The following is an 11,465-nucleotide window of genomic DNA, read 5'->3' as shown; positions in this document are numbered from 1 at the left end:
GGTGAAGCCCTGCAGGGGTGTGCGGAAGCGGCCCTGCCAGTCGACCACGTCCTCGCGCCATAGTTTGTGCAGCAGCGCGTAGTTCTCGACGGCCAGCGGGATGCCGTTGCGGATGTCCTGGCCGAACCAGGGATAGACGGGCGCGGTGTTGCCGCGGCCCAGCATGAGGTCGACGCGCCCGCCGGCCAGGTGCTGGAGCATGGCGTAGTCCTCGGCGATCTTCACCGGGTCGTTGGTGGTGATCAGCGTGGTCGCGGTGGACAGCTGCAGCCGCCGGGTCTGCGCGGCGATGTAGCCCAGCGTCGTGGTGGGGGAGGACGAGAAGAACGGCGGGTTGTGGTGCTCACCCAGGGCGAACACGTCCAGGCCGGCCTCCTCGGTCTTCTTGGCGATCGTGACGATCGCCTGGATCCGCTCGGCCTCGCTGGGCGCACGGCCGGTGGTGGGATCGGTGGTGAGGTCGCTGACCGAAAAGACACCGAACTGCATGGCGTTCCCCGTCCACTTGTAGATGACCTGTCATATGCTGTCGGTGCAACATGTATGACACGTCATTTATTTCGCGGACGGCGAGCCCGTACCCGGCGAGGTCCGGTGCGCGATTGACCGGGTAAACGATCGATGCGACTCTCTGGCCGCAGGTCAGAGACCCTTCAAGGGGCGTCCGTCGCACCGGGTGCCGGGGTACAGGCGGTACGTGCCGTCCGCCGCCGCGAACCAGTAAGTGAGGACCCATGGCCGAGACCGACAGGACCGGGACTGACGCGACCGAGACCGAGACGACCGGGACTGACGCGACCGGGACCGACAGGACCGGGACTGACGCGACCGGGACCGATCTGGCCTCGCTCGAAGCCGAGCGCCGGCGCATCCGGGACACCCACCTCCGACCGCCCGCCGAACGGGAGCCGTCCACCGCCCGGGGCCTGCACCACACCGCACTGATCAGCGGCGACGTCGAGCGCACCGTCCGGTTCTACCAGGACCTGCTCGGCTTCCCGCTCACCGAGCTGATCGAGAACCGCGACTACCCCGGCTCCTCGCATTTCTTCTTCGACATCGGCAACCACAACCTCCTGGCCTTCTTCGACTTCCCCGGCCTCGACGTCGGCCCGTACGCCGAGGTCCTCGGCGGCCTGCACCATCTCGCGATCTCGGTGGAACCTCGGCGCTGGGAGGAGATCGTGCGCCGCCTCGACGGCGCGGGCGTCGAGTACGCGATCCACAGCGATGTCTCGGTGTACTTCCGGGACCCCGACGGGGCCCGCATCGAACTCATCGCCGACCCGCTCGGCGAGATGTACGGGAACAAGGTGCTGTGACGACAGGCCGCCGGACGGCGCGCGCGTCAGTTCTCGACGGCGAGCTTCACCCCGAGCCCGACGAAGATGCCGCCCGTGGCGGTGTCGATGCGGCGCCGGGCGGTGTGCCGGGCGCGCAGCCAGCCGCCGATCCGCCCGGCGAGCACGCCGACCGTGCCGTCGACCAGGAACTCCAGCGCGATCAGAATGGCGCCGAGAATCGTGAACTGCAGCCACACCTGTCCCAGCGCCGGATCGATGAACTGGGGCAGGAAGGCGATCGTGAAGGTGACCATCTTGGGGTTCAGCAGGTTGGTCATCAGACCGCTGAGATACGCGCGGCGGCCTGACATCCCTCCACCGGTGGCGGCCGTCTCGAGGTCGCCGTTGCCGCGGTTGCGGAGGATCTGGACGCCGAGATAGATCAGATACGCGGCTCCGACGATCCGCACGACCGTGAACGCGAGCGGCACCGCCTCGAACAAGGCGGCCAGTCCCGCGGCGGCCACGGCGACGTGGACGGCCTCGCTGCTCGCCACGCCGGCCGTGGCGAGCAGGCCGGCGCGCGGACCGCCGCGCATCCCGCACCCCAGCACGAACAACATGTCCGGTCCCGGCGTGATCATGGCGACGATCGTGGTCACGGTGAAGAGGGCGAGGAGGTGGGGGTCGATAGGCATGATCCCATCCTGTCAGAGTCGCGGGAGCGCCTCATGCGAGATATCGCGAGATATGCGGAGGGACCGGGCCGTCGGCCCGGCCCGCCGAGGCGGCGTTCAGCGCGGGATCGTCCAGTCCGGCACCCAGGTCCCGGCGGCGCCGTGGTCGGCCGCTGCGGCGGCGAGGTGGCCGCGGAGGGTGGGCAGCGCGGGGTGGGGATTGTCGCGGTGCCACAGGAGCGAGTGCGGGTAGACGGGCGTGGGGTCGGTCACCGGGATGCGGCGCAGGCCGTGGTCGGCGGGCCAGACCAGGCGGGTCTGCCCGCCCATGAAAGTGGCCAGGGCCGGGGTGTCGGCGACGGTGTCGAGGAGCGCGTCGGAGCCGAAGTTGGGGCCGGTCGCCTCGATGGTGAGGCCGAACCCGGCGACGAGGTCGTCGTAGTAGGCGGCCCACTCGGTACCGGGGACGATGCCGGGCATCCAGATGCGGTGCCCGGCGAGCTGGGCGACGGTCACCGACCGGGCGGACGCCAGCGCGTGGGCGGGACCGGTGAGGAGCTGGAGCGGCTCGTCGAGCACCCGGACGGACTCGACGTCCTCGGGAAGGGGGCGGCCGGGCGCGGCGACGGCGCGGAAGGACGCGTCGATCGCGCCGGATCGGATGGCGGCGACGGCCGCGCCGATGTCGAACAACATCACCACGTCGAGCTCGATCTCGGGGTGCGCGCGGTGGAAGTCGCGCATCAGACCCGACGGCGCGCCGCGCGAGGTGATCACGTCGACGCGCAGCGGACGGCTGCCGGGGCGCACGGACGCGACCGCCCGGCCGGCGGCGCGCAGCAGTTCGCGGGCGTGGGGCAGGAACGCCTGGCCGTCGATGGTGAGTTCGGCGCCGCGCGGCGTGCGGGTGAACAGCCGGACGCCGAGGTCGCGCTCCAGTGCGGCGATGCGCTTGGAGACGGCCTGCTGGGTGACGGCCAGCTCGGCGGCGGCCTCCTGGAACTGCCCCGCGTCGGCGGCGGCGACGAAGGTCCGGACGGCGGCGAGATCCATGTGGACACCCTACAGATACAACTCCTGGTTGTGTCCGTACGGTCTATCGGTTGTTTGATCTCCTGATTCGACGTGCGCTTTGATGCCTGCGATCGCGATTCGGTTGTGCGGATGAGTGGCGAGGAGCGTCGGGCATGCGGAACGGGCACCGGTTGGGGCGGCAGTTCGGGTGGCTCTGGGGGGCGTACGGGATCAGCGCGCTCGGCACGTGGCTGGCCTTCGGCGCGTTCCCGCTGATCGCCATCCAGGTGCTGCACGCCGGACCGGTGGAGGTCGCGGCGTTGTCGGCGGCGGGAGCTCTGGCGGGCGCGGCCGTGGCGGTGCCGCTCGGCCCGTGGACGGAGTTCCGCCGCAAGCGGCCGGTGCTGATCGGGACGGACCTGGCGCGGTTCGCGGCACTGCTGACGATCCCCGTCGCGTTCGCGCTCGGCGTGCTCTCCTTCGTCCAGCTCCTGCTGGTCTCAATCGTCGTCGCGGCGGCCGACATCACCTTCCGCGCCGCCTCCGGGGCGTACCTGAAGACGCTGCTCCCGGCCGAGCACCTGCTCATCGCCAACGCCCGGTTCGAGTCTGCGGCCTGGGCGACCACGATCATCGGACCGCCGCTGGGCGGTGCCGCGATCGGGCTCCTCGGTCCGGCGGCGACGGTGACGGCGGACGCGGTCAGCTACCTGCTCTCGGCCCTGGGCATCCGCGCGATGGGCGGCCGGGAGCCGCGGCCCGCGCATCGGGAGACCGCGCGCGTGCGGGCCGGAGACCTGCTCGACGGCTGGCGCCACATCCTCGCCGACGCGGTGCTGCGTCCGCTGTTCTTCAACACCGCCGTGTTCAACGGCCTGGTGATGGCCGCCGACGCGCTGCTGGCCGTCCTGATGCTCGGCCACCTCGGGTTCGCGCCGTGGCAGTACGGCCTCGCCTTCGCCGCGCCCGCGCTCGGCGGGCTGCTCGGCGCTCGGCTGGCCCGGCCGCTCGTCACCCGGTTCGGCCAGCACCGGGTCCTGGTCCTGGCCGGGACGCTGCGCGCGGTCTGGCCCATCGGCCTGGCCTTTCCAGGACCGGGCACCGGAGGGCTGCTGCTGGTGATGGGCGTCGAACTCGGGCTCATCTTCTGCTGCGCGGTCTTCAATCCCGTCTACGCCACCTACCGCCTCGAGCGCACCGCGACCGGCCGGGTCGCCCGCACGCTGTCCGCCTGGGCGGTGACGACCAAGGCGTCGACCGCGCTCCTGACGGCTGTCTGGGGCGTACTGGGCGGCCTGCTCGGCCCGCGCACGGCCATCGGCCTGGCCGGGGTGCTCCTGCTGGCGACCCCGCTGCTGCTGCCCCGGCGCGCCACGGCGCCCCCCGCCGAGACGGAGCCGGCACCGGACCGCGCCTGACCGAAGGCCCCGGCCTTCAGGCCGAGGAGGATCCGCCCGTACTCAGATGGCGTCGCTCCGGCAGCAGGTGTCACCGCGCCAGGCCTCCCACCCCTCCTTGACCGCGACCGCGGCGATCACCAGCGCGGCGAGCGGATCGGCCCAGGACCAGCCGAACAGGCTGTTGAACGCCAGGCCCGCCAGCAGTACCGCCGACAGATAGGTGCACAGCAGGGTCTGCTTGGAGTCGGCCACGGCCGAGGCCGATCCGAGTTCGCGGCCGGCGCGGCGCTGGGCGTACGACAGGAACGGCATGATCACCAGCGACAGCGCGGCCAGGATCAGCCCCGGAGTGGAGTGCCCGGCCTCCCCGGCGCCCAGCAGCGCGCGTACGGCGTCGAAGGTGACGTAGGCGGCCAGCGCGAAGAACGAGACGGCGATGACGCGCAGCGCCGTCTTCTCCCGGCGCTCATGGTCGGCGGCGGAGAACTGCCAGGCCACCGCGGCGGCGGAGGCGACCTCGACGATGGAGTCCAGGCCGAAGCCGATCAGCGCCGCCGAGGAGGCGACGGTGCCGGCCGTGATGGCCACGGCCGCCTCGACGACGTTGTAGGTGATGGTGGCGGCGACCAGCAGCCGGATGCGGCGCGCCAGCAGCGTGTGCCGCGCGGGGGAGGGGCCGGGCAGGTTGAGCGCGGTCATGCCGGTGCCCCTCCGGCCGTGAGCGCGGCGCCGTCACCGTCTGCCGGGTCGTCGGCACCGGCACCGGGATCGGCGCCGGCGGCGAGTGCGGGGCGCAGTGCCACGGCGTGGCCGGTGGCGGCCAGCAGCAGCTCGGCCGAGGTCAGCAGGTCCAGCAGCTCGGGCCGGGTGAGGGAGTAGAACGACTGCCGCCCCTCGGCGCGGAAGTCGACCAGGTGACAGTCGCGCAGGCAGGCGAGGTGCTTGGAGACGGTGGACTGGGCCAGCCCGAGCTCGGCCGTCAGGTCCGCCACCCGGGCTTCGCCGCGGGCCAGGCGTTGCACGATGCGCAGCCGGGTCTCGTCGGCCAGGGAGTGGAACAACGCGGCCGCCGGGGGGACACCGGCGGCGATGTCGGTGTTGATACAGGAGCCGGCACCACCATCAATCGTCATATGGTGATGATATTCATATATGACGATGTGAACGCAAGAGGGGTATCCGGCTACCGTTGCTTCGCATGACTCACATCGAGATCGAGATCAGCGCGGAGCTGGTGCGGGAGCTGCTGCGCAAGGAGCACGCCTGGCTGCCCGCTCTCGCCCCGCGCCTCCCGCTGCCGGTCCCGGTCCCGCAGCGCCTCGGCGAGCCCTCCGCGCGGTTTCCGCGACCCTGGATCGTCACCACCTGGGTGCCGGGCGAGCCTGCCGACCAGGCCCCCGTCACGCGCGCCGCGGAGGATGCCGCCGCCGCGCCCGGATGGACCGGCCCGGCGCTCCTCGCGGCGTGCGGGCGCCCTCCGGCACAGGTCTAGTCGATCTCGGAGCGGCCCATCCGCCAGTAGCCCATGAAGGCCACCGACGAGCGGTCGACCCCGGCCTCCTGCACCAGGTGGCGGCGGAGCGTCTTGACCACCCCGGCCTCACCGGCCAGCCAGGCGTAGAAGCCGCCGTCCCGGGGAGCGGCCTCGGGCACCTCCCAGAGGATCTCGGCGTCCACGTCGACGTCCTCCAGGGTCTCCTGCGCGCCGCCGGACACGCCGAGTCCGGTGAGGGCCTCGCGTACGGCGGGCACGAGCAGGTCACCGTGGCGGGCGCCCTCGCGGGGCAGCCACGTGACCTCCACTCCCGGCGGGACGGAGAGGGGGAGCGCGTCGGCGGCCTCCGGCACCTCCAGCAGCACCCGGGCCCGCGCGTCCGCGGGGAGGGACTCGGCGATCGAGGCGATCGCCGGGACCGCGGTCTCGTCGCCTGCCAGCAGGATGCGGGACGTCCCGGCCGGGGGCGCCCACTCCTGGCCGCCGGCTGGGCCGGGGAAGGCGGCGTTGGGGCCGATCACCACGACGCGGTGGCCGGGGGCGGCGTAGGTCGCCCACCGGGACGCGGGGCTGGTGTCGCCGTGGAGCACGAAGTCGATGTCGAGCTCCGCGGGCTTGAGCGGCTCCTGCCGTACGGCGCGCACGGTGTAGGTGCGGATCGGGTTGCGCAGCGCCTCGGGGAGCGCCCGCCACCGGAGGTACCAGTCGGAGTCGTCGCCGATCGGGGTGAAGGTGCCGTCGGCCAGCGGGAGGATCACCTTGACCCGCTGGTCGAAGCCGTTGTCGGCGAAGGAGTCCAGGTCGTCACCGGTGAAGGTGATCCGCATGAAGCTCGGGCTGAGCCGCCGCGTCCGCAGGACCTGGAGGTGGAAGGCCCGGAAGGAGGGAATCTCCTCACCCTCTGCCGCGGTGCTCCCGGCGGCCCGCGTCTCGGCCTGCTCCAGGGACTGCTCGATGCTCACGGTGATTCGCCGCCTTCGTTCGGGGATGCCTCCGAGAGCAACTTAGCTTTGCCTATCCTAATTAATCAACTCGTGCGGAGCGCCGGGATCCAGGTGTGTCCCGCGGGCCCCGCTCGCTCCGTCTGCGGTGCCGGCCGCCCGCCGGAGGGCGGGGGTGCCACTTGGCGACGAGGAACGTCCAGCCGAGGACGAAGGCGATCAGCGTCGCCAGCGGGAAGGGCTCCAGGAGCGGGAACGTCCCCTCCGTGTCGTACAGGATGAGGGACGCGGTGCCGGCGGCGGGCGCCGGGGTCACCTCGACCTGGGGAGGGGCGGGATCATCGCCGGGTCCCTGTCTGAGGTTCTCCGCGACCTTGCGGGGCAGCCCGTAGCCGACGACCTTGCTCTCGTCGCGGGCCTTGCGCTTCAGCCAGACCCGGTCGACGTTCGCCTCGATGGTGTGGATCGTTCCACCCTCCACCCGCTCGACCACGCCGACGTGGTCCACTCCCTTGATGTCCTTCCCGCCCGACCAGTCGAAGAAGACCAGCGCCCCCGGCTCCGGCGTGGCCGACCAGGCGCCCTGGGTCTCGAACCAGCGGGCGTGCGAGGGGGTCCAGGCGAACTGTCCGACATACTCCTCCACCCCCGCCCGCTCCGCCGCCCAGGCGATGAACATGTCGCACCAGGGGGCCGTACGGTACTGGGAGTCCTGGACCATGTGGGTGGAGTACCACTCGCCGAACTTGGTGCGCTGCCCGGCGCCTTCGCGGTAGCCGAGCTCCGCCACCATGACCTTCAGCAGATCGTCCCCGATCCGATCCATGGGCGCCCGCCGCTCCGTCCCCTCGCCTCCGCCCTTCCGCGAAGGCGGTGGTCACCGTCCGATCAAGCCGAACTTTATTCAGGTGAACACGGATAAGTCGGGCGATTGGGTGATGAATGCCGGATTTGATGGATGACGCGACGCGGAGCGCCACACCGTCTACCATGCCGTCTGCTGTACGCGGCCTGCGGGGCTCAGACCGCGATGACGACCTTCCCCGTGGTGTGGCCCTCCTCCTGGTACCTGATGGCCGCCGGGATCTCCTCGAACGGGTAGCGCCGGTCGATGACCGGGGTGACCTTGCCGGCCTCGATGAGCTCGGTCAGGGTCATCAGGTTCCGCTTGTTCTCGGTGGCCCCGATCACGTCCGCCTGGAGGAGCCTCTGGGACACGAACGGCCCCGCCGCGAGCGCACCGAAGAAGTGCCCGACGGGCTGCAGCCACCGGCCGGGCGGACCGCCGATGACGACGTAGGTCCCCTTCCGGGTCAGCACCCGGCGGCAGGCCGACCCCGGGCGGCTCCCCACGATGTCCAGGAGCAGGTCGTAGCGGCGCTCGCCCCGCGTGAAATCCTCCTTGGTGTAGTCGATGACCTCGTCCGCGCCGATCGACCGGACCAGGTCCGTGTTCCGCGTGCCGCAGACGCCCGTCACCTCCGCGCCGAACGCCTTGGCGATCTGCACGGCGAACGTGCCGACGCCTCCCGAGGCGCCGTTGACGAGGACCCGCTGCCCCGGCCGGATCCGTCCCTGGTCGCGCAGGGCCAGCAGGGCGGTGAGGGCCGACAGCGGAACCGCCGCGGCCTGCTCGAACGAGAGGTTCGCCGGTTTCGGCGCCAGCTCGCTCTCCCGCACGCACACGTACTCGGCGAAGCCGCCCTGCTTGGGCATCGCGAACACCTCGTCGCCGGGGCGGAACTCCGTCACATCCTTCCCGACCGCCTCGACCCGCCCCGCGATGTCGGCGCCCAGGATCTCGACCTTCGGCTTGCGCAGTCCGAGGGGGCCGGGCATCAGGCGCGCGACGTACGGTTCGCCCCTCATGAGATGCCAGTCGGCCGGCTGGACGCAGGTGGCCCGGACCCGGACCAGCACCTCGTCGTCGCCGGGTGAGGGTGTGTCGATCTCGGTGAGGTCGAGGCCGTCGGGCGGGCCGTACGAGCGTAGAACGAACGCCTTCATCGCATTCTCCAGATTCGCTGCGGGGTGCGGGAGCGGTGTGCGAGTGAAGTGTCTCCGCGCTCCGAGAGGCGGCTCAACAGCCGAAAGTACGACTTCTCCATGGCCGATCGGACGGCTCGGATCGGGCCGTTCTATCGATGAGCCGCCACCGCCCCGGCCGTCACGATCGAGTCATGACCGATGTGACGTTGACGTCCTCCGCCAGGACGGGATGGCTCGTGCCCGCCGGGTTGATCGCTCTCTGCGCCGTTCCCGTGATCGCCGGCGCGGTCCGGCTCGGCGAACTGACCGCGGGCGCCGAGATCACGGCCCAGAACGCGCGGTTCTTCGCGGCGCCCGTGCCCGTCGTGCTGCACATCCTCACCGTCAGCGTGTACGGCCTGCTGGGCGCCTTCCAGTTCGCGCCCGGCTTCCGCCGCCGCAGGCCCGGCTGGCACCGCGCCGCGGGGCGGATCCTGGTCCCGTGCGGGCTTCTCGCGGCGCTCTCGGGACTGTGGATGACCCTGTTCTATCCCCTCCCCGACGGTGACGGCGCTCTGCTCAGCGGCTTCCGGCTCGTGTTCGGCTCGGCCATGGCCCTGTCCATCGTCCTCGGCCTCGCCGCGATCCGGCGGCGGGACGTCACCCGGCACCGCGCCTGGATGATCCGCGGATACGCGATCGGCCTCGGCGCGGGCACGCAGGTGCTGACCAACCTGCCCTGGTTTCTGATCTTCGGCGAGCCGGGCGAGACCAGCAGGGCGCTCCTCATGGGCGCCGGTTGGGCGATCAACCTCGCGATGGCCGAATGGATCATCCGCGGGAACGGCGCCCGCGCCCGCGCCGGTTCCTGACGCGGGAGCCGATCCGGATCAGTTCCTGACGCGGTTGGTCTCGTAGGCCCACATGGCGATCTCGACGCGGTTGCGCACCCCGAGCTTGGTCATCAGGCTCGCGATGTGGCTCTTGACCGTGCTGAGAGAGATGTGCAGCTCGGTGGCGATCTCCTTGTTGGTCCGCCCGCGCGCCACGGTGAGGAGGATCTCCTCCTCCCGGTCCGTGAGCGCCTCGACGGGCTGCGCCGCGGGCGAGGCGCGCCCGGCGACGGCGAAGGCGTCGAGCAGCCGCGCGGTGACGCTCGGGGCGATGAGCGCGTCACCGTTGGCGGCGGCGCGGATGGCCTGGGCGAGCAGGTCGGGGCCGGCGTCCTTGAGGAGGAAACCCCGGGCGCCGGCCCTGAGCGCTGCGTAGACGTACTCGTCGAGGTCGAAGGTGGTGATGACGACCACGGCGAGGGGGTCCTCGACGGCCGGTCCGGCGAGGGAGCGGGTGGCCTCGATGCCGTCGAGGCCGGGCATGCGGATGTCGAACAGGCACACGTCGGGGCGCAGGCGCCGTGCGAGCTCGACGGCCCGCCGCCCGTCGGCGGCCTCGCCGACGACCTCGATGCCCGGCTGGGCGTCGAGGATCATCCTGAGCCCGGTGCGGGTGATCTCCTGGTCGTCGGCGACGATCACGCGGATGCTCATGCCGCCGCCCCGGCCCGGGGGAGCACGGCGGTGACGGTCCAGCCCCGGCCGGGACCCGGGCCGGCGTGGCAGGTGCCGCCGAGCAGGTCGGCGCGTTCCGCCATGCCGATGAGGCCGTACCCCGGCGACGCGGCCGGGCGGCCGGAGCCGCCGTCGCCGTCGTCGCTGACCCGCAGGCGCACCGAGGTGTCGTCGGCGTCGACGCGGACCTCGACGCGGGTGGCGTGCCGCGCGTGCCGTCTGGCGTTGGTGACCGCCTCCTGCGCGATGCGGTAGACCGCGGCCTCGACCGACGGGGAGAGGTCACCGAGGTCGCCCGCGATCTCCACATCGACGGACGGGCCGGTGAGGGGCCGGCCGGCGAGCTGCCGCAGGTCGGTGACGGTCCGGCCGGGCGCCCGCTCCGCCGGTTCGTTCAGGCGCAGGACGCGGACCATGGCGCGCATCTCGGCGAGGGCGCGCGACGCCTCGGCCTCGATCACGCGGAGCGCGTCGGCCGCGGCGTCGGGCTGCGACGCCGCGGTGGCCAGACCCGCCTGGGCGCGTATCGCCATCGCCGAGACGTGATGGGCGACGGTGTCGTGCAGGTCGCGGGCGAGCTGCTCGCGTTCGAGCAGCTTGACCTGGTCGAGCTCGCGCATCCTCGCCCCGGCCCGGTACCGGAACGTCCCGGCCGCGGCGACGACCGCGAATATGAAGGTGAACGCGCCGATCATGTCGGCGGGGGCGGTGCGGCCGAGGAGTATCGACACGGGGACCGAGACCAGCATGATCGTCAGCCCGATCACGGCCTCGCGCCCGGACCCCCACCGGAACAGCGCGTAGACCAGGACCAGGATGTACGCCATCGTGTACGTCTCGACGGCGTCACCGCCCATCAGCAGCGGGGCCAGGCTCGTGACGGCGAAGACGACGACGAGCATCGCCAGCGGCCTGGTCCGGCGCCACAGCAGCGTGGGAACCAGCGCCACGGTGAGGACCACGGAGGGGATCCGCCACGGAAGGTCCGGCCGCAGGACCCCTTCGAGCACCGCGACCGGCACGATCACCCCCACGAGCGCCCAGTCGCGCCACACCCGCGCCGGTGGGTGAGGGGGGCGGGGCTCGTTCCACACGGAGCGAAGGAAGCGGTGCACCCCA

13 protein-coding genes and 1 pseudogene are annotated in these 11,465 nt (G+C 72.0%); 4 read left to right on the top strand and 10 right to left on the bottom strand.

What is annotated here, in order from left to right; all coding sequences use genetic code 11:
- The coding region (locus IEZ08_RS30960) for an LLM class flavin-dependent oxidoreductase (RefSeq protein ID WP_189243519.1) at positions 1-489 on the bottom strand (489 nt) is incomplete at its 3' end.
- Positions 490-734: 245 nt separating this feature from the next.
- Here IEZ08_RS30960 and IEZ08_RS30955 point away from each other — a divergent pair.
- A complete protein-coding gene (locus tag IEZ08_RS30955) occupies positions 735-1,322 on the top strand; it encodes a VOC family protein (protein ID WP_084780187.1) in 588 nt (195 codons plus the stop codon).
- 26 nt (positions 1,323-1,348) lie between these two features.
- Here the strand turns inward: IEZ08_RS30955 and IEZ08_RS30950 are convergent, their stop codons facing one another.
- Entirely contained in the window at positions 1,349-1,981 is a 633-nt protein-coding gene (locus tag IEZ08_RS30950; protein ID WP_068923932.1) for a LysE family translocator, read from the bottom strand.
- Positions 1,982-2,077: 96 nt separating this feature from the next.
- Positions 2,078-3,013, bottom strand: coding sequence for a LysR family transcriptional regulator (locus IEZ08_RS30945; RefSeq protein WP_189243518.1), 936 nt, complete (start codon positions 3,011-3,013; stop codon positions 2,078-2,080).
- 134 nt (positions 3,014-3,147) lie between these two features.
- On the opposite strand from IEZ08_RS30945, the gene IEZ08_RS30940 reads away from it, so the two are divergent.
- Entirely contained in the window at positions 3,148-4,392 is a 1,245-nt protein-coding gene (locus tag IEZ08_RS30940) for an MFS transporter (RefSeq protein WP_189243517.1), read from the top strand.
- 42 nt (positions 4,393-4,434) lie between these two features.
- Here the strand turns inward: IEZ08_RS30940 and IEZ08_RS30935 are convergent, their stop codons facing one another.
- Together IEZ08_RS30935 and IEZ08_RS30930 are read right to left on the bottom strand one after the other, a co-directional pair.
- Positions 4,435-5,073 (bottom strand): cation efflux transmembrane domain-containing protein, encoded by a 639-nt coding sequence (locus IEZ08_RS30935; RefSeq protein ID WP_189243516.1) that lies wholly within the window; start codon positions 5,071-5,073, stop codon positions 4,435-4,437.
- Positions 5,070-5,507, bottom strand: a complete 438-nt coding sequence (locus IEZ08_RS30930) for an ArsR/SmtB family transcription factor (RefSeq protein ID WP_068923928.1) — start codon at positions 5,505-5,507, stop codon at positions 5,070-5,072. Before IEZ08_RS30930 ends, IEZ08_RS30935 begins: the two co-directional genes overlap by 4 nt.
- Before the next feature lie 65 nt (positions 5,508-5,572).
- On the opposite strand from IEZ08_RS30930, the pseudogene IEZ08_RS30925 reads away from it, so the two are divergent.
- Positions 5,573-5,803, top strand: a pseudogene (locus tag IEZ08_RS30925) (phosphotransferase); the annotation flags it as partial.
- A gap of 59 nt (positions 5,804-5,862) precedes the next feature.
- Here the strand turns inward: IEZ08_RS30925 and IEZ08_RS30920 are convergent.
- The 3 genes from IEZ08_RS30920 to IEZ08_RS30910 form a co-directional block, all read right to left on the bottom strand.
- Positions 5,863-6,831: a siderophore-interacting protein gene (locus tag IEZ08_RS30920; RefSeq protein WP_229803702.1), complete on the bottom strand. Its 969-nt coding sequence runs from the start codon at positions 6,829-6,831 to the stop codon at positions 5,863-5,865.
- Between the two features lie 61 nt (positions 6,832-6,892).
- On the bottom strand, positions 6,893-7,636 hold the full coding sequence (locus IEZ08_RS30915) for a CHAP domain-containing protein (protein ID WP_068923926.1): 744 nt from the start codon (positions 7,634-7,636) through the stop codon (positions 6,893-6,895).
- A gap of 194 nt (positions 7,637-7,830) precedes the next feature.
- Positions 7,831-8,817, bottom strand: a complete 987-nt coding sequence (locus IEZ08_RS30910; RefSeq protein WP_068923925.1) for an NAD(P)-dependent alcohol dehydrogenase — start codon at positions 8,815-8,817, stop codon at positions 7,831-7,833.
- 173 nt (positions 8,818-8,990) lie between these two features.
- Here IEZ08_RS30910 and IEZ08_RS30905 point away from each other — a divergent pair, with 173 nt between their 5' ends.
- Positions 8,991-9,650: a DUF2306 domain-containing protein gene (locus IEZ08_RS30905; protein ID WP_068923924.1), complete on the top strand. Its 660-nt coding sequence runs from the start codon at positions 8,991-8,993 to the stop codon at positions 9,648-9,650.
- An 18-nt stretch (positions 9,651-9,668) separates the two neighbouring features.
- On the opposite strand, the gene IEZ08_RS30900 is transcribed toward IEZ08_RS30905, so the two are convergent.
- Both IEZ08_RS30900 and IEZ08_RS30895 read right to left on the bottom strand, forming a co-directional pair.
- Entirely contained in the window at positions 9,669-10,325 is a 657-nt protein-coding gene (locus IEZ08_RS30900; protein WP_189243515.1) for a response regulator, read from the bottom strand.
- On the bottom strand, positions 10,322-11,461 hold the full coding sequence (locus tag IEZ08_RS30895) for a sensor histidine kinase (RefSeq protein ID WP_189243514.1): 1,140 nt from the start codon (positions 11,459-11,461) through the stop codon (positions 10,322-10,324). Before IEZ08_RS30895 ends, IEZ08_RS30900 begins: the two co-directional genes overlap by 4 nt.
- Positions 11,462-11,465: the final 4 nt, after the last annotated feature.

The organism is Planobispora rosea (assembly GCF_014648175.1).
GTDB lineage: Bacteria > Actinomycetota > Actinomycetes > Streptosporangiales > Streptosporangiaceae > Planobispora > Planobispora rosea.
The sequence above is the reverse complement of the archived record's forward strand: the minus strand, read 5'-3'. Positions and strand labels throughout refer to the sequence as shown.

Bases quoted from the DNA above. Each gene is read 5' to 3' on its own strand.
- IEZ08_RS30950 (WP_068923932.1), bottom strand. From the start codon at position 1,981: ATGCCTATCGACCCCCACCTCCTCGCCCTCTTCACCGTGACCACGATC.
- IEZ08_RS30915 (WP_068923926.1), bottom strand. From the start codon at position 7,636: ATGGATCGGATCGGGGACGATCTGCTGAAGGTCATGGTGGCGGAGCTC.
- IEZ08_RS30910 (WP_068923925.1), bottom strand. From the start codon at position 8,817: ATGAAGGCGTTCGTTCTACGCTCGTACGGCCCGCCCGACGGCCTCGAC.
- IEZ08_RS30935 (WP_189243516.1), bottom strand. From the start codon at position 5,073: ATGACCGCGCTCAACCTGCCCGGCCCCTCCCCCGCGCGGCACACGCTG.
- IEZ08_RS30945 (WP_189243518.1), bottom strand. From the start codon at position 3,013: ATGGATCTCGCCGCCGTCCGGACCTTCGTCGCCGCCGCCGACGCGGGG.
- IEZ08_RS30940 (WP_189243517.1), top strand. From the start codon at position 3,148: ATGCGGAACGGGCACCGGTTGGGGCGGCAGTTCGGGTGGCTCTGGGGG.
- IEZ08_RS30930 (WP_068923928.1), bottom strand. From the start codon at position 5,507: ATGACGATTGATGGTGGTGCCGGCTCCTGTATCAACACCGACATCGCC.
- IEZ08_RS30905 (WP_068923924.1), top strand. From the start codon at position 8,991: ATGACCGATGTGACGTTGACGTCCTCCGCCAGGACGGGATGGCTCGTG.
- IEZ08_RS30955 (WP_084780187.1), top strand. From the start codon at position 735: ATGGCCGAGACCGACAGGACCGGGACTGACGCGACCGAGACCGAGACG.
- IEZ08_RS30900 (WP_189243515.1), bottom strand. From the start codon at position 10,325: ATGAGCATCCGCGTGATCGTCGCCGACGACCAGGAGATCACCCGCACC.